2 protein-coding genes are annotated in these 18,964 nt (G+C 74.8%); both read right to left on the bottom strand.

Going from position 1 to position 18,964, the window contains the following annotated elements:
- Window positions 1-11 precede the first annotated feature (11 nt).
- On the bottom strand, window positions 12-12,173 hold the full coding sequence (locus tag AC3CHW_RS00715; protein ID WP_488469174.1) for an SDR family NAD(P)-dependent oxidoreductase: 12,162 nt from the start codon (window positions 12,171-12,173) through the stop codon (window positions 12-14).
- 42 nt (window positions 12,174-12,215) lie between these two features.
- Window positions 12,216-18,935: an SDR family NAD(P)-dependent oxidoreductase gene (locus AC3CHW_RS00720; RefSeq protein ID WP_488469175.1), complete on the bottom strand. Its 6,720-nt coding sequence runs from the start codon at window positions 18,933-18,935 to the stop codon at window positions 12,216-12,218.
- Between the last annotated feature and the right edge of the window lie 29 nt (window positions 18,936-18,964).

An 18,964-nucleotide genomic window follows, 5' to 3' on the forward strand; every position in this document is an offset into this window, starting at 1 on the left:
TTGCTCCTCCATCAGGGCAGTTCGCGGTCGATCAGGGCGAACATCTCGTCGTCCGACGCGGTGTCGAGGTCGCTGAAGTCGTGTCCGCCGGTGCGCTCGCTGGTCCGTTCGTTGACCTTGCTGAGCAGCCCGGTCAGGCGCTTGGCGACGCGTTGGCGGCCCTCGTCGTCCAGGGTCAGTACGCCGAGGGTGTGTTCCAGTCGGGCCAGTTCGCCCAGTACGGGGTCTGCCGCGTCCGGCCCGGGGGCCTCGGCCTCGCCGGGGGCGACGCGTTGCAGCAGGTGGTCGGCGAGTACGGTCGCCTCGGGGTAGTCGAAGACGAGGGCGGCGGGCAGCCGCAGGCCGGTGGCGGCCGACAGGCGGTTGCGTAGTTCCACCGCGGTCAGCGAGTCGAACCCGAGTTCCTTGAAACTGGCGTCGGCGGGTACCGCGTCCACGTCGGGGTGGCCGAGCACGGTCGCGGCGTGCGTGCGGACCAGGGTGAGCAGCGTGCGGTGTTGTTCGGCCGCGGTCAGGCCGGCGAGGCGGGTGGCCCAGTCGACGGTGTGTGGCTCGCTCGTGGCGCTGGCCGTGCGGCGCTGTCGGCGGCTCGTCGTGGCCGGGCTGGTCAGGCCGCGCAGGGGGGCGGCCAGGGTGTCGCTCGGCTGGGCCGACAGGGTGCGTGGGTCGAGGTCGGCGGCGATCAGGTGGGGGGCGCCGTGTTGGGTGGCGGCGTCGAGGAGGGTGAGGCCGTGGGTGGTGGTGAGGGCGTTGACACCCGAGCGTGCCATGCGGGCCAGGTCCGCGGCGTCGAGGTGGCCGGTCATGCCGCTGGCGTCGGCCCACAGGCCCCAGGCGATGGACACGCCGGGCAGGCCGAGGTCGCGGCGGTGGGCGACGAGCGCGTCGCAGAAGGCGTTGGCGGCCGAGTAGTTGGCCTGCCCGGGGCCGCCCAGGGTGCCCGCGGCCGAGGAGAAGACGACGAACATGCCGAGTCGCAGGTCCTTCGTCGCGGCGTGCAGGTGGGCCGCGCCCGTCGCCTTGGCCTGCCACACCCTGGCCAGCCGCTGCGGTGTCTGGGCGGCGAGTACGGCGTCGTCCAGGACTCCGGTGGCGTGGATGACGCCGGTGAGTGGGTGGGCCGGGTCGATGCCGGCGACGAGGTCGCGGACGGCTGCCGCGTCGGTGACGTCGGCGCCGGCGACGCGCACGTCGGCGCCGAGGCCGGCGAGGTGGTCGGCGAGTTCGTCGGCGCCGGGTGCCTCGGCCCCACGGCGGCTCACGAGGAGCAGGTGGCGCAGGCCCCAGGTGCGTACCAGGTGTTCGGCGACCAGGGCGCCGAGGGTGCCGGTGCCGCCGGTGATCAGGACCGTGCCGTCGGGGTTCACCGCGGCGGGTACGTCGAGGACCAGCTTGCCGGTGTGCTTGGCCTGGCTGAGGTGGCGCAGCGCCTGCCGGGCCCGGGCCAGGGGCCACCGGCGGACCGGGGCGGGCCGCAGGTCGTGGGAGACCAGCAGGTCGCGTACGGTGCGCAGGATCTGTCCGACGCGGTCGGGGCCCGCGTCGGGCACCAGGTCGAAGGCCCGGTAGCGCACGCCGGGGTGGGCGGCGGCGATGGCGTCCTGGTCGCGGATGTCGGTCTTGCCCATCTCGACGAACCGTCCGCCGTCGCCGAGCAGGCGTAGCGAGGCGTCCACGAACTCGCCGGCCAGGCTGTTGAGTACGACGTCGACGCCCCGCCCGCCGGTGGCCTCCCGGATCGTGGTCTCGAAGTCCAGGTCGCGGGAGTTGGCCCGGTGGGCCGCGTCGATGCCCATCTCCTCCAGCACGCCGTGCTTGCCGGGGCTGGCCGTCGCGTACACCTCGGCGCCCAGGTGCCGCGCGATCTGCACGGCGGCCATGCCCACGCCGCCGGTGGCCGCGTGGATGAGTACCGACTCGCCCGGGGCCAGGCCGCCCAGGTCCACCAGGCCGTACCAGGCGGTGAGGAAGACGGTGGGCACGGCCGCGAGTTCGCGCGGGTCGAGCCCGTCCGGCAGTGGGGTGACGAGGCGGGCGTCGGCGATGGCGAGCGGCCCGAAGGCACCCTCGAAGAGGCCGAACACGGTGTCACCCGGCGCCAGTTCGGTCACCCCGGGCCCGGTCTCCCGTACGACTCCGGCGCCCTCGCTGCCCCGGAAGACGCCGTTGCCCGGGTACATGCCGAGGGCGATCAGTACGTCGCGGAAGTTGATGCCCGCGGTGTGCACCTCGACGCGAACCTGGCCATCGGCGAGCGGCTCCAGGGCCTCCGGGTAGGGGCGGGGGACGACGCTGTCGAGGGTGGCGGTGCCTTCGGACGCCAGCCGCCAGGCGGGGGCGGCGACCGGGCCGACGAGTTCGCCGCCGAGCGCGCCGGCCCGTCGCATGCGGGGCACCAGGACGCGGCCGGCGCGCACCGCGAGCTGCGGCTCGTTCAGGTCCACGGCGCGTAGCACGGTCTCCACCGGTGCCTTGGCGGGCTGCTCCGGCGCGGGGTCGAGGTCGAGGAGGACGAAGCGGCCCGGGTTCTCGGCCTCCGCGCTGCGGATCAGGCCCCAGACGCCGGCCGCGGCCACGTCGGTGTCGCGGGTGGTCGGTGCGGCTCCCACGCGGCCGGGGTCGGCGTCGTCGGTGGTGACGGCGCCGCGGGTGACGACGATGAGCCGGGAGTCGTTGGTGCGGGGCTCGGCCAGCCAGTCGCGCGCCACGGCCAGCACGTGCTGGGCCAGGGCGAGGCCGGCGCCGGCCGGGTCGTCGTGGGCCGTCTCGGTCGCGGGTGTGGTGCGTACGACACTGAGCAGGGCGGTGGTCGGGGCGGGCGCGCCCGCGTCCAGGGCGGCCGACAGCGCGGCGACGTCCGGGTAGCGGGCGACGGTGGTGCCGTCCGGCACCGGGAGCCCGGCGAGTTGGAAGGCGTCGTCGCCGAGTACGGCCCAGCCGCCGGCTGCCGACCGCCGGGTGGGGGTGTCGGCGTCGGCCGGCGCGGAGACGGGCGTCCACTCCAGCGTGTAGAGGCCGTCGACGCCGGGGGCGTCCGCGGCGCGGAGTTGGTCCGCGCGGGCGGGGCGCAGAACGAGGGCGTCGGCGCTGAGTACGGGTTGGCCCGCCGCGTCGGCCACCGCGACCCGCAGCGCGCGTTCGCCCGCGCTGTTCGACGGGAGCGGGGTGAGCCGGACGCGGAGCGTGCGGGCGTCGGCGGCCCACAGGGCGAGGCCCTGCCAGGAGAAGGGCAGCCACAACTGGTCGGCCGGGTCCGCCTCGGCGTCCGGGGTTTCGGCGGGCCAGTCGACGAGTCGGGCGGGGTGCAGGGCGGCGTCGAGGAGGGCCGGGTGGAGTCCGAAGCCGTCGGGGGCGCCGGCGGCGTCGGGCAGGGTGACCTCGGCGAGCACGTCGGGCCCGTGCCGCCAGGCGGCCCGCAGGCCCTGGAACGCCGGCCCGTAGGCGTAGCCGGCGGCGTCGACCTGCTCGTAGAAGGCGTCGACGGGCACGGGTTCGGCGCCGGCCGGGGGCCAGTTCGTGCCGAGGTCCGGCCCGGCGGGGGCCGATGGGCCGAGGACGCCTTCGGCGTGGCGGGTCCAGGTGCCGGCGTCGTGGTCGGGGCGTGCGTAGATCCGTACCTCGCGCCGGCCGTCGTCCGCCGCTGCGTCGATGACGACCTGGACGCGGACGCCGCCGTCCGTGGGGAGTACCAGCGGCGCCTGGAGCGCCAGTTCCTCGACGCCGGCGCAGCCGGCCTCGTCGGCGGCGCGCAGCGCCCACTCGGCCAGCGCGGCGCCCGGCACCAGGACGGCTCCGGCCACCACGTGCTCGGCCAGCCAGGGGTGCGCGTGGGCGGTGACGCGGCCGGTGAGCACGTGGGTGCTGCCGTCGGCGAGTTCCATGGCCGCGCCGAGCAGGGGGTGGTCCGCGGTGGTCAGGCCCAGGTCGGTGGGATCGGTGCCGCGGCCGGTGTCGCCGTCGAGCCAGTACCGTTCGCGCTGGAAGGCGTACGTGGGCAGGTTGACGACGCGGGGCGTGGGGTCGGTGGCGAACCAGCGGGTCCAGTCCACCGCGACACCCGCCGTGAACGCCTGCGCGACCGCGCGCACGAGCTGGGCGGGACCGCCCTGGTCGCGGCGGAGTGTGGGCACCGTGACGCCCGTGAGGCCGGCCTCCTCGAAGGCTTCCTGGAGCCCGACGGTGAGCACGGGGTGGGTGCTGGCCTCGATGAACACCCGGTGGCCCGCCGCGAGGAGCCGCCCCGCGGCGTCGGCGAAGCGGACCCGTTCGCGGAGGTTGGTCACCCAGTACGCGGCGGTCAGCTCGGTCGTGTCCAGGCGTTCCGCGGTGACGGTCGAGTAGAACGGCACGCTGGCCGGGCCGGGCTCGATGCCGGCGAGCAGGTCGCGGAGTTCGTCGGCGATCTCGTCGACCTGTGGGCTGTGGGAGGCGTAGTCCACGTCGATCAGCCGCGCCCGGCCGCCGCTCTCCTCGCAGTGGGTGACGGCGTGCCGTACCTGTTCGGCGGGGCCGGAGATGACGACGGAACCGGGGCCGTTGACGGCGGCGATGCCCACGCCCGCCGTCGCCTCGCCCAGGACGGCCAGGAGTTCGACGACCGCGTCCTCGCGCAGCGCCAACGAGGCCATGGCACCGCCACCGGCGAGCCGGCGCAGCGCCTTGCTCCGCAACGCCACCACCTTCGCGCCGTCCTCCAGGGACAACGCGCCGGCGACGACGGCAGCCGCGATCTCACCCTGGCTGTGACCCACCACGGCGGCGGGCGTCACACCCTGATCAGCCCACACCGCGGCCAACGACACCATCACCGCCCACAGCACCGGCTGCACCACATCGACCCGGCCCAGGTCGGCGGCGCCCACCCCACCCCGCAACACCTCGGCCAGCGACCAGTCCACGTACGGCGCGAGCGCCCGCTCACACTCACCCACTCGCGCCGCGAACACCGGAGACGACTCCAACAACCCGGCGCCCATGCCCACCCACTGCGAACCCTGACCCGGGAAGACGAGTACGGGGCCGCCGGCGGTGGCGCCGGTCGGGGGTGTGTCGGGGCCGATGACGCCGGGGTAGGTCTCGCCGGCGGCCAGTGCCTGGAGGCCGACCAGGAGTTCGTCGCGGTCCTGGCCGACGATGACGGCGCGGTGCTCGAAGAGCGCGCGGGTGGTGGCCAGCGACCAGCCGACGTCGGCCAGGTCGAGTGCGGGGTCGGCGATCACCCGGCGGGCGAGTGCGGCGGCCTGGTCGCGCAGTGCCTGGGGGCCACGGGCCGAGACGACCCAGGGCACGATGGCCTCGGCGGGGGTCTGGGCCTGGCCGGCTTCGCCGGCGGGGACGGGCTCGGTGGGCTGTCGCCGCGCCTCTGGCGGTGCCTGCTCCAGGATGATGTGGGCGTTGGTGCCGCTGATGCCGAAGGACGACACGCCCGCGCGGCGCGGGCGCTCCCGACCGGGCCACTCGACCTGCTCGGTCAGTACGCGGACGCTGCCGGACTCCCAGTCGACGTGCGGCGACGGGGTGTCGACGTGCAGCGAGGCGGGCAGCACCCCGTGCCGCATGGCCTGCACCATCTTGATCACGCCGGCGACGCCGGCGGCGGCCTGGGTGTGGCCGATGTTGGACTTGACGGAGCCCAGCCACAGGGGCTGGTCGTCGGGTCGGTCCTGGCCGTACGTGGCGAGCAGGGCCTGGGCCTCGATCGGGTCGCCCAGGGTGGTGCCGGTGCCGTGGGCCTCGACCGCGTCCACGTCGGCGGTGGTCAGGCCGGCGCTGGCCAGTGCCTGGGCGATGACGCGCTGTTGGGCGGGGCCGTTGGGGGCGGTGAGGCCGTTGCTGGCGCCGTCCTGGTTGATGGCCGAGCCGCGCACGACGGCCAGCGGACGGTGCCCGTTGCGCCGGGCGTCCGAGAGCCGCTCCAGCAGCAGCAGGCCCACGCCCTCGCCCCAGCCGGTGCCGTCGGCGGCTGCCGAGAAGGGCTTGCAGCGGCCGTCGGCGGCCAGGCCGCGCTGCCGGGAGAACTCCACGAAGGTGTTGGGGGTGGCCATGACGGTGACGCCGCCGGCCAGGGCCAGGGTGCACTCGCCCTGGCGCAGCGCCTGGGCGGCCAGGTGCATGGCCACCAGCGAGGACGAGCAGGCGGTGTCCACGGTCAGCGCCGGGCCTTCGAGGCCGAAGGTGAAGGCGACGCGGCCGGAGGCGATGCTCGGGGTGCTGCCGGTCATCAGGCGCCCCTCGACGCCCTCGGGGGTGCGGCCGAGGAAGCGGCTGCCGTAGTCGTCGTACATCACGCCCGTGATGACCGCGCACCGGCTGCCGCGCACGCTGGCGGGGTCGATGCCGGCGGACTCGAAGGTCTGCCAGGCGGTCTCCAGGAGCAGCCGTTGCTGGGGGTCGGTGGCGACGGCCTCGCGCGGGCTGATGCCGAAGAACGCGGCGTCGAAGCGGTCGGCGTCGTGCAGGAAGCCGCCCTCGCTGGCGTAGCTGGTGCCGACGTGGTCGGGGTCCGGGTCGAAGAGTTCGCCCAGCGGCCAGCCGCGGCCGGTGGGAAAGGCGCCGATGGCGTCGGTCCCTGAGGAGACCAGGTCCCACAGGTCGTCGGGCGAACCGACGCCGCCCGGGTACTGGCAGGCCATGCCGACGATGACGATCGGGTCGTCGTCGGTGACCGTCGGGGCCGGGGTGGGGGCCGGGCGCCTCGGGGCCGCGCCGATGAGTTCGTCGCGCAGGTGGCGGACGAGGGCGTCGGGGGTCGGGTAGTCGAAGATGACGGTGGCCGGGACCCGGATTCCGGTGCTGGCGCTGAGCCGGTTGCGCAGGTCGAGCGCGGTGAGCGAGTCGAAGCCCAGGTCCTGGAAGGCCCGGCCGAGGTCGATGGTCTCCGGCGCGGGGTGCGCGATGACCGTGCCGACCTGCTCCCGTACCAGGTCGGCGACCGCGGCCTCCTGTTCGGCTGGCGGCAGTCCGGCCAGTCGGGTGCTCCACGCGGCGGCGTCGGCCGGCGCCTGCCCGGCGCGGGGCGCGGCCGGCACCAGGCGACGCAGCGCGGGTGGCAGCGGTCCGGTGTGGGCCTGGGCGCGCAGGACGGCCAGGTCGAAGCGGGCGGGGAGCACGGTGGCGTACGGGGCGGCGAGCCCCGCGTCGAACAGGGCGAGCGCCTGGTCCGGGGGGACGGGGGCGACGCCGGAGCGGGTCATGCGGGCCAGGTCGGCGTCGCTGAGGTGGTCGGTCATACCGCCGGAGTGGCCCCACAGGCCCCAGGCGAGGGAGGTGGCGGCCTGGCCCTGGGCGCGGCGGTGTTCGGCGAGCGCGTTGAGGAAGGCGTTGGCCGCCGCGTAGTTGGCCTGGCCGGCGCTGCGGACCAGGGAGGCGGCGGAGGAGAAGACGGCGAAGACGGCCAGGTCCAGCTCGCGGGTGAGCTGGTGCAGGTGCCAGGCGGCGTCCAGCTTGGGGGCGAGTACGGCGTCGAGCCTGGCGGGGGTCAGCGCGCTGACCACGCCGTCGTCGAGGACGCCGGCGGTGTGGACGACGCCGGTCAGCGGGTGGGCCGGCGGGATGGCGTCGAGCAGGGCGGCCAGGGCTCGCGGGTCGCTGGTGTCGCAGGCGGCGATGGTGATCTGGGCCGGGTGTCCGGTCTGCTCGGCGAGGTCGGTCAGCTCGGCGGCGAGTTCGGCGGCGCCCGGGGCTTCCCGGCCGGTACGGCTGACCAGCAGGAGGTGCCGGGCGTCGTGGGCGGTGAGCAGGTGCCGGGCGATCTGGCGGCCGAGCGCGCCGGTGCCGCCGGTGATGAGTACGGTGCCCCGCGGGTCGAGCGCCGGCGCGGTGGCCTGCGGGTCGGGGCGGAACCTGGCCAGTCGCGGCACGCGCAACGTGCCGACGCGCAGAGCGAGTTCCTCCTCGTCGCCCGCCAGGGCGGTGGCCACGGCGGCGGGCAGGGCCTGCTGGGATGCGGGGCTGCCGTCGGTGTCGAGCAGCAGGACGCGGCCGGGGTGTTCGGCCTGCGCGGAGCGGGCCAGGCCCCACAGGGGCGCGCCGGCCAGGTCGGCGGGCGGTTCGCTGGCGTCGGTGCTGACCGCGCCGCGGGTGACGATGGCGAGCCGGGCGGCGGCCAACGCGTCGTCGGCGAGCCAGCCTTGGAGGTCGGCGAGGAGGCGGTGGGCGCTGCCGCGCACCTGGGTGGGTACGTCGTCGCCGTCGGCCCGGTCGAGTGCGGCGAGCACGATCGTGTCCGGGGCGGCGGTGCCGGCGGCGACGGCCGCGCGCAGCTCGGCCAGGTCGCGGTGGGCGCTGACGCTGACCGCGTCGCTGGTCGCGGCGGGCAGGCCGAGGTCGGTCGCTCCGACGACGGCCCAGTGGCCGGTTGCCTCGGGTTGGTCGGCGCCCTCCGCGTGGGCCTGCCAGTCGAGTCGGTAGAGCGTGTCGTCGACGGCGGCGCGCTGGGCCCGCCACTGCTCGGCGGGGATCTCCCGCACGCCGAGGTGGCGCACGGTGGCGACGGGGGCGCCGCCGGTGTCGGTCAGCTCCAGGCTGACCTGGTCGGCAGCGGTCTGGGTGATGCGTACCCGCAGCCGGGTGGCGCCGGTGGCGTGCAGCCGTACGCCGCCGAAGGTGAAGGGCAGGCGCACGGTGCGCGGCGGCTGTTCCCCGGTGGGGTCGGTGGCCTGGTCGCGGCCGGTGCCCCACAGCTCCTCGAGCGGGTGCAGGACGCTGTCCAGGAGGGCGGGGTGCAGCCCGTAGCCGGTGGCGTCGGCGCGCTGCTCGGTGCTCAGGCGCACGTCGGCGACGATGTCGTCGCCGTCCCGCCAGGCCGCGTGCAGGCCGCGGAACGCGGGCCCGTAGGCGTAACCCTGGTCGGTCAGGCGGGCGTACAGGTCGGCCACGTCGATGGGCTCGGCGCCGGTGGGCGGCCACGGCTCTGCCGGGGCGGTGCTGGTCGGCGCGGTGTGGGGCGGGGTGGCGTTGGCCGCCTCGGCGATGAGGCCGGCGGCGTGCTGGTGCCAGGAGTCGGGGCCGCTGCCTCCGGTGGCGTCGTCGTCGGCCGGCCGCGAGTGGATGGTGACCGTGCGGCGGCCGGTGGCGTCCGGGGCGCCGACGGCGAGTTGGACCTGCACCGCGCCGGTGGCGGGCAGGATGAGCGGCGCCTCCAGGGTGAGGTCCTCGACCACGTCGCAGCCCGCCTGCGCGGCGGCCAGCAGGGCCAGTTCGAGGAAGGCGGTGCCGGGCAGGGGGACCGTTTCCTGGATGGCGTGGTCGGCCAGCCAGGGGTGGGTGTGCAGGGAGAGCCGCCCGGTGAGCAGGAGGCCGCCGTCGGCGGGCTCGACCAGGGCGCCGAGCAGGGGGTGCGCGGTGCTGCCGAGGCCGGCGGCGCGCACGTCGCCGGTGGTGGCGGGGATCGGCCGCCAGTAGCGCTGCCGCTGGAAGCGGTAGGTGGGCAGGGGCACCGTGCGGCCACCGCCGGGCACGGTGGCGCCGAAGTCGACGGTGGCGCCGTCGATGTGGGTGTGGGCGAGCGCGGTGAGCAGGGTGCGCGGCTCGTCGCGGCCCTTGCGCAGCACGGCGGCGAACACGGGCTCGCCCTGGCCCGCCTCGCCGTCGATGGCGGCCCGGGCCATGGTGCCGAGGACGGCGTCGGGGCCCAGTTCGAGGTAGCGGACGACGCCCTCGCCCTGGAGGGTGCGCAGGCCGTCGTGGAACCGTACGGGCTCGCGCACGTGGCGCACCCAGTACTCGGGGTCGGTCAGGTGCTCGGCGCCGACGAGTTCCCCGGTCAGGTTGGAGATCACCGGGACCTGCGGGGCGTGGTACGTCAGGCCGCTGGCGACCGCGCGGAAGTCGGCGAGCATCGGGTCCAGGCGGGGCGAGTGGAAGGCGTGGCTGACGCGCAACCGCTTGGTCTTGTGGCCCCGCTCGCGCAGGGTCGCGGCGATCTCGTGGACGACCTCCAGGTCGCCGGAGACGACGACGGCGGTGGGGCCGTTGATCGCGGCCAGCGCGGCCCGGTCGGTGTGCCCGGCGAGCAGTTCGCTCACCTGTTCCTCGGTGGCCTCGACGGCGATCATCGCGCCGCCGGCCGGCAGCGCCTGCATCAGCCGCCCCCTGGCGGCGACCAGGGTGCAGGCGTCGGCCAGCGACAGGACGCCCGCGACGTGCGCGGCGACCAGTTCGCCCACGGAGTGCCCGGTGAGGTAGTCGGGGGTGACGCCGAAGGAGGTGACGAGCCGGTACAGCGCGGTTTCCAGGGTGAACAGCGCCGCCTGGGTGATGCCCGTCTGGTGCAGGGGGTGGTCCTGGGCGCCGTCACCCTCGGGTCCGGCTGGTGTCTCGTCGGCGAAGAGGACCGGGCGCAGCGGGCGGTCGAGCAGCGGGTCGAAGTGGGCGCAGGCCGCGTCGACGGCGGCGGCGAACACCGGGTAGTGCTCGTAGAGTTCGCGTCCCATGCCCGGGTACTGGCTGCCCTGCCCGGTGAACAGGAAGGCGGTCCCGCCGGGCCGCGCGGGTGACTCCGCTCGGAACAGGCCGGGGTGTGAGCGGCCGTCGGCGAGCGCGCGCAGGGCGTCGGTGAGCCGCTCGCGGTGTACGTCGATGAGCACGGCCCGATGCTCGAAGGCGGAGCGGGTGGTGGCCAGCGACCAGCCGACGTCGGACGCGGACAGGTCGGGGTGGGCGGCCAGGTGGGCGGCCAGCGCCTGGGCCTGGTCGCGCAGGGCTTGTTCGGTGCGGCCGGAGAGCGCCCAGGCCAGCGGGGCGCCGTCGGACCGGGGCGCGGTGGGGGCGCTCTGGGGCTCGGCGGGCTCGGTGGCGGGTGGCTGTTCCAGGATCAGGTGGGCGTTGGTGCCCGAGATGCCGAAGGAGGAGACGGCCGCCCGGCGCGGGCGTTCGCCGCGTGGCCACGGCACGGGCTCGGTGAGCAGGCGTACGGCGTCGCCGGACCAGTCCACGTGGGGCGTGGGCGCGTCGACGTGCAGGGTGCGGGGAAGCTCCTCGTGCCGCAACGCCATGATCATCTTGATGACGCCGGCGGCGCCGGCCGCGCCCTGGGTGTGTCCGATGTTGGACTTGACCGAGCCCAGCCACAGGGGCCGGTCCACGGGGCGGTCGGGCCCGTAGGTGGTGAGCAGGGCGTGGGCCTCGATGGGGTCGCCGAGCCGGGTGCCGGTGCCGTGCGCCTCCACCGCGTCGATGTCGCCCGGCGCGAGCCTGGCGTTGGTCAGCGCCTGGCTGATGACCCGCTGCTGGGACGGCCCGTTGGGGGCGGTGAGACCGTTGCTCGCGCCGTCCTGGTTGACGGCGGAGCCACGGATCACGGCGAGCACCTCGTGCCCGTTGCGCCGGGCGTCCGAGAGCCGCTCCAGCAGCACCAGGCCCACGCCCTCGGAGAACGCGGTGCCGTCGGCCGCGGCGGCGAACGCCTTGCAGCGGCTGTCGGCGGCCAGGCCGCGCTGCCGGGCGAACTCGGTGAACACGTTGGGGATGCTCATCACCGTGACGCCGCCGGCCAGCGCGAGGGTGCACTCGCCCTGCCGCAGCGCCTGCGCGGCGAGGTGCATGGCCACCAGCGACGAGGAACAGGCGGTGTCCACCGTCACCGCCGGGCCTTCGAGGCCCAGGGTGTAGGCGACCCGCCCGGACAGCACGCTCGGCGCGTTGCCGGTGACGAGGTAGCCCTCGGCGTCCTTCTCGATGTGCGGGGTGCCGAAACCGGGCAGGGCGACGCCCGCGTACACGCCGGTGGGTGAGCCCTTCAACGTCTGCGGGTCGATGCCGGCCCGCTCGAACAGCTCCCACGACGTTTCCAGCAGCAACCGCTGCTGCGGGTCGATCGCCAGCGCCTCGCGCGGGCTGATGCCGAAGAACTCCGGGTCGAATTCGGCCGCGTCGTAGAGGAATCCGCCCTGCCTGGCATAGCTCGTACCGGCGTGGTCCGGGTCCGGGTGGAAAAGGCCGTCCAGGTCCCAGCCGCGGTCGGTGGGGAATTCCCCGATCGCGTTCTTGGCGGCGCGCACCAGGCGCCACAGGTCCTCCGGTGACGCGACCCCGCCCGGATAGCGGCAGGCCATGCTGACCACGGCCACCGGCTCCTGGGACCGCTCCTCCACCTCGCGCAGGCGAGTGCGCGTGCTGTGCAGGTCACTGGTCACCCGGCGCAGATAGTCGACCAGCTTTTCTTCATTCACCACGGAGGGTCACCCGGCTTTCAGCGATATGCGCGCCCAAGTAATTCATGACAGGCCAAGTTCGTTGTCGATGAAGTTCACCAACTCGTCCGCCGACGCGGTGTGCAGCATGTCCGCCGCGGCCTCCTCCTCGACGGGAGCGCTCCTGGCCTTCCACTTCGCCAGCAGCGTCTCCAGGCGGGCCGTGACCGCGCCCGCGTCCAGGCCCGCGACGGCCGCGCCGGTCAACGCGCCCTCCAGCCGGGCGAGTTCGGCGAACAGCGGGCCTCCCGCGTCGCCCGCGTCGCCCGTGGTGGGTGGCGCGCCGCCCAGGTCGAGCTGGTCGAGCAGGTGGCGGGCCAGCGCGGCGGGCTCGGGGTGGTCGAAGACGAGGGCGGCGGGCAGCCGCAGGCCGGTGGCGGCTGCCAGGCGGTTGCGCAGTTCCACGGCGGTCAGCGAGTCGAAGCCCAGTTCCTTGAAGGAGGTGTCCGGCCGCACCGTTCCGGAGTCGGCGTGCCCGAGGACCGTGGCGGCGTGCGTACGGACCAGGCCGAGCAGTGTGCGGTGCTGTTCGCTGGCGGGCAGTCCACGGAGCTGGCCGGCCAGGTCGGCGGAGGCGTGGGCGGCGGCGGCTGCCCGGCGCGGGGTGCCGGCGCCGGCCGCGGCCAGCGCCCGCAACGGGGTCGGCAACCCCTCGATCGGCTGGCCGGCCAGGGCCCGCCGATCCAGGCGGAGCGCGAGGAGCTGCGGCTGCCCGTGCGCACAGGCGGCGTCCAGCATGGTCAGGCCCTGCTCGGTGCTGTTGGCCTTGATGCCGAGGCGGCCGATCCTGGCGTGGTCGGCGGCGTCGAGCCGGGCGGTCAGCCCACTGGCATCGGCCCACAGGCCCCAGGCGACCGAGAGGCCGGGCAGCCCGACGGCCCTGCGGTGGGCGGCCAGCGCGTCGCAGAAGGCATTGGCCGCGGCGTAGTTGGCCTGCCCGGGTGTGCCCAGGGCGGAGGCGAAGGAGGAGAAGAGGACGAACATGCCCAGCCGCAGATCCCGGGTCGCGGCGTGCAGGTGGGCCGCGGCGGCGGCCTTGGCCGCCCAGACGCGGGCCAGTCGCTGCGCGTCCTGGGACGGGAACATCGCGTCGTCGAGGACGCCCGCCGCATGGATGACGCCGGTGAGGGGGTGGGCCGGGTCGACGCCAGCGACCAGGCTCTCGACCGTTTCCCGGTCCGTGACGTCGGCCGCCACCACCTGGGCCGATGCACCGGCGGCGGCCAACCGCTCGACCAGTTCACCGGCGCCCGGCGCCTCCGGGCCACTACGGCTGACCAGCAACAGGTGCCGAGCCCGACCCGTACGCGCCAGATGCTCCGCGACGTGCGCGCCGAGGGTGCCCGTGCCGCCGGTGATCAGGACCGTGCCCTCGGGGTCCAGAGTGGCCGGCACGTCCAACACCAGCTTGCCCGTGTGCTTGGCCTGGCTCAGATGCCGCAACGCCTGCCGAGCCCGCGCCAACGGCCACACCCGCGACGGCAACGGGGACAGCGCGCCGTCGGCGAACAGCTTGCGCAGGGTGCCCAGCATCGCGGCGATGCGGTCCGGGCCCGCGTCGGCCAGCAGGTCGAAGGGGGTGTAGCGCACGCCAGGGTGGTCCGCGGCGAGTTGCTCGGGGTCGCGGAGGTCGGTCTTGCCCATCTCCACGAACCGCCCGCCGTCGGCGAGCAGCCGCAGCGAGGCGTCCACGAACTCGCCGGCCAGACTGTTCAGGACGACATCGACACCCCGACCACCCGTCGCGTCCCGGATGGCCGACTCGAAGTCCAACGAGCGCGAGTTGGCACGATGCGTCGCGTCGATACCCATCCCCGCCAACACCTCGTGCTTGCCAGGACTGGCCGTCGCGTACACCTCCGCCCCCACATGCCGCGCCACCTGCACCGCCGCCATCCCCACCCCACCAGCCGCGGCGTGCACCAACACCGACTCACCCGCGGCCAACCCACCCAACTCCACCAACCCGTACCAGGCCGTGAGGAACGCGACCGGTACCGAGGCCGCCTGCGGGAAGCTCCACTCGTCGGGCATGGCCGCCACCGTGCGGGCGTCGGCCACGGCCAGTGAGCCGAACGCGCCCTCGAACAGGCCGAGCACCCGGTCGCCCACGGCCAACCCGGTGACGCCGTCGCCGACCTCGACCACGACGCCCGCGCCCTCGCTGCCCGCGAAGGTCGCGCCGCCGGGGTACATGCCCAGCGCGATCAGCGCGTCACGGAAGTTGACGCCGGCGGCGCGTACGTCGATGCGCACCTGTCCCGGCGCGAGCGGCGCCAGCGCCTCGGGGCAGGCCGCCGCCGTCACGTGTTCCACCGTGCCGGTGGTGTGGGCGGCCAGCCGCCAGGCCCGCTCGCCGGCCGGCGGCACCAGTTCGCTGGCCGCGTCGGCCCGTACGAGGCGGGGCACGAGCACGCGGCCGGCGCGCAGCGCCACCTGCCACTCGCCACCGGCCGCCGCGTCCCGCACGGCGCCCGCCACGGCGTCCGGGGCCACCGCGACGTCCGGAGCCAGGTCGAGCAGGAGCAGTCGGCCGGGGTTCTCGGCCTGCGCGCTGCGCACCAGGCCCCACACGGCGGCGCCGGCCGCGTCCACCCACCGCTCGTCCACGGCCCCGCTGCCGCCGCCCGGCTCACCTTCGGTGACCGCGCCCCGCGTCACCACGACCAGGTGCGCGTTGGCGAGTCGCGGCGCGGCCAGCCACTCCTGCGCGACCTCCAGGACCCGGCGCGTCGCGGCCAGCCCCGCGTCAGCGCCTTCCAGGCCATCCGCGCCCTTCACGCCCTCCGCGCCGGAGGCGGGGACGCTGAGCAGCGCGACCGTGGGCACCGGCGTGCCGGCCTCGCACCGCGCCACCAGTGCCGCGACGTCGTCGTACGCCACGGGCAACCCGCCGTCGGGCAAGCGCAGGTTGGCGAGTTGGTACGGGTCGTCACCGAGTACGGCCAGCGCGGGAGCCTCCGGCCGTGTCCCGGACGGCACCGGCAGCGGGGTCCACTCCAGCGCGTACAGGTCGTCCGCGCCACGGTCGCGCGCGGCGCGCACCTGGCCGACGTCGGCGTGCCGCAGCACCACGGAGTCGGCGCTGAGCACGGGCGCGCCCACGGCGTCGGCCACGGTCAGGCCCAGCGACCGCTCCCCCGGCGCGCCGCCCGGGCGCGGCGAGAGACGCACCCGTACGGAGCTGGCCTCGGCGGCCCACAGGGACGCCGCGCTCCAGGAGAAGGGCATCCACACCTGACCTTCTCCGGCAGCGGCGTCGGGGGCGGTATCGGCGGCGTCGAACAGGAGAGTCGGCTGCATGACGGCGTCGAGCAGCGCCGGGTGAATGTTGAACCCGTCGCGCTCCCCCGCCGCCTCGGGCAGCTCCACCTCCGCGTACAGGTCCTCCCCCATCCGCCACGCGGCCCGCAGTCCCTGGAACGCCGGGCCGTAGGCGTAGCCAGCAGCCGCCGACCGCTCGTAGAAGTCGGTCAGGTCCACCGGTTCGGCGCCGGCCGGCGGCCAGACGCCGCCCAGGCCCTCGCCCCGCGCCGCCGTATCCGCCGGCGGGCCGAGCACACCCTCGGCGTGGCACAGCCAGGGGTCGGCGGATTCACCGTCCGGACGCGAGTAGATCCGTACGTCCCGCCGCGCGTCGGCGCCGGCCTCCCCCACCACGACCTGCACCCGAACGCCACCGGAGGCGGGCAACACCAGGGGCACCTGGAGCGCCAACTCGTCCAACCCACCGCTGCCCACCTCGTCCGCGGCCCGCAGCGCCCACTCCACCAGCGCCACCCCGGGCACCAACACGCTGCCGGCAACGACGTGCTCGGCCAGCCACGACGGCGACTGTGCGGACAGCCGCCCGGTCAACAGGCAGGAACTCTCGTCGGCCAGCTCCACGGCCGCCCCGAGCAACGAATGCCCGGCCGAGGTCAACCCCAGGTCGGCCGGGTCACCCCCGCGCCCGGTCTCCCCGCTGTGCCCGTCCAACCAGAACCGCTCCCGCTGAAACGCGTACGTCGGCAGATCCACCACGCTCGGCGCGGGCTCTCCCGAGAACCAGCGGGTCCAGTCCACCGCGACGCCGGCGGCGTACGCGTGCGCCACGGACCGCGCCAACTGCTCCAACCCGCCATGCTCGCGGCGAAGGGTTGGCACCGCGACAGCGTCGATCCCGGCTTCGTCGAAGGCTTCCTGGAGACCGACGGTCAGGACGGGGTGGGTACTGGCCTCGATGAAGACGCGGTGGCCATCAGCCAGGAGCTGGCGTACGGCGTCGGCGAAACGGACCTGTTCGCGCAGGTTGGTCACCCAGTACGCGGTGTCCAGGGTGCTGGTGTCGATACGTTCGGCGGTGACGGTGGAGTAGAACGCCACCTCACCCTGGGTCGGACTGATACCGGCCAACACCTCGTGCAACTCGTCGGCGATCTCATCAACCTGTGAGCTGTGGGAGGCGTAGTCCACATCGATCAGGCGAGCCCTGCCACCTGATTCCTCCAGAGCGGAGACCGCGTGCTGAACCTGCTCGGGCGGCCCGGAAACCACGGCGGACCCCGGCCCGTTGACCGCTGCGATGCCCACACCCGCCGCGCTGTCGCCGAGCCCGGCCAGGAACTCTTCGGCCTTGTCCTGACTCAACGCCAGCGAAGCCATCGCCCCGCCACCGGCGAGGCGGCGCAGCGCCTTGCTCCGCAACGCCACCACCTTCGCACCATCCTCCAAGGACAGCGCACCCGCGACAACGGCAGCCGCGATCTCACCCTGACTGTGACCCACCACGGCGGCAGGCGTCACACCCTGATCAGCCCACACCGCGGCCAGGGAGACCATCACCGCCCACAACACCGGCTGCACCACATCAACCCGACCCAGGTCGGCGGCGTCCACTCCACCGCGCAACACCTCAGCAAGCGACCAGTCCACATACGGAGCCAACGCCCGCTCGCACTCACCCACCCGCGTGGCGAACACCGGCGAGGCTTCCAACAACCCCGCACCCATCCCCACCCACTGCGAACCCTGACCCGGGAACACCAGCACCGGGCCGACACCGCCGACGGTGGGGTGGGCGGGGTGGACGAGTTGGGGGTGGGTGTCGCCGGAGGCCAGGGCGGTCAGGGCCGTGAGGAGGGTTTCGCGGTCGGGGGCCACGGCGGTGGCCCGGTGTTCGAAGGCCGAGCGAGTGGTGACCAGGGACCACCCCACGTCGCGCGGGGAGAGGTCGGGGGCGGCGGTCACCCTGCGCAGGAGCGCCGCCGCCTGGTCGCGGAGGGCGTCGGCGGTGCGGGCCGAGAGCACCCAGGGCAGCGGGGCGTCGGGGGCCGCGGGCGTCGCCGGCTCGGTTGTCGGGTCGGTCGCGGGTGTCGGCTCGGGTGCCTGTTCCAGGATGAGGTGGGCGTTCGTACCGGAGATGCCGAACGAGGAGACGCCGGCCCGGCGCGGGCGGCCGTGCTGCTCCCACGGGACGTGTTCGGTCAGCAGCCGGACCGACGCGTCGTCCCAGTCGACGTGCGGGGTGGGTTGGTGGAGGTGGAGGTTGCCCGGCAGCAGGCCGTGGCGCAGGGCCATCACCATCTTGATGACTCCGGCGACGCCGGCTGCCGCGTGGGTGTGGCCGATGTGTGTCTTGACGGAGCCCAGCCAGAGCGGGCGGTCGGGCTCCCGTTCCCGCCCGTAGGTGGCCATGAGCGCTTCGGCTTCGATGGGGTCGCCGAGGGCCGTGCCGGTGCCGTGCGCCTCGACGGCGTCCACGTCGGCCGGGCCCAGCCGGGCGTTGGCCAGCGCCTGGCCGATGACGCGCTCTTGGGCGACGTCGCTGGGCGCGGTGAGGCCGTTGCTGGCGCCGTCCTGGTTGATGGCCGAGCCACGGATGACGGCGAGCACGCGATGGCCGTTGCGCCGCGCCTCGGAGAGCCGTTCCAGGACGACCAGCCCGACGCCCTCGGAGAAGCCGGTGCCGTCGGCGGACGCGTCGAAGGACTTGCAGCGCCCGTCGGGGGCAAGGGCGCGCTGGCGGGAGAACTCGGTGAACATCAGCGGTGTGGCCATGGCGTTGACGCCGCCGGCCAGGGCGAGGGTGCACTCGCCCTGGCGCAGCGCCTGGCAGGCCAGGTGCATGGCGACCAGGGAGGCGGAGCAGGCGGTGTCGACGGTGACGGCCGGGCCCTCCAGGCCCAGGGTGTACGCGACGCGGCCGGTCAGCAGGCTGGGCAGCACGCCGGTGGTGGCGTACCCCTCGAAGCCCTCGGGGATGCGCATGGTGCGGGACAGGTAGTCCTGGCCGGATATGCCGGCGTAGACGCCCGTCCGCGTTCCCTTGAGCGTGAACGGGTCGATTCCGGACCGCTCCAGCGCTTCCCACGCGGTGTGCAGGAGGAGGCGTTGTTGCGGGTCCATGGCCAGCGCCTCGCGCGGGCTGATGCCGAAGAATGCGGCGTCGAACGTGTCCATGTCGTAGAGGAACCCGCCTTGGTTGACCGAGCTGGTTCCGTAGTGGCCCGGGTCCGGGTGGTAGAGGTTCTCCAGGTCCCAGCCGCGGTCGGTCGGGAAGTCGCCGATCGCGTCCACGCCGGAGACGATGAGTTCCCAGTACTCCTCGGGTGTGCGGGCCCCGCCGGGGAACTGGCAGGCCATGCCCACCACGGCGATCGGTTCCTGAGCTCGCTCCTCGACCTCGCGCAACCGCTGTCGCGTGTCGTGCAGTTCGGCGGAGACGCGCTTGAGGTACTCGACCAGCTTCTCTTCGTTCACCATGGGAGTCACCCGGCCTTCGGCGATGGTGG

The organism is Streptomyces sp. MGP-BFMKR1 (assembly GCF_057766585.1).

Bases quoted from the DNA above. Each gene is read 5' to 3' on its own strand.
- AC3CHW_RS00720 (WP_488469175.1), bottom strand. From the start codon at position 18,935: ATGGTGAACGAAGAGAAGCTGGTCGAGTACCTCAAGCGCGTCTCCGCC.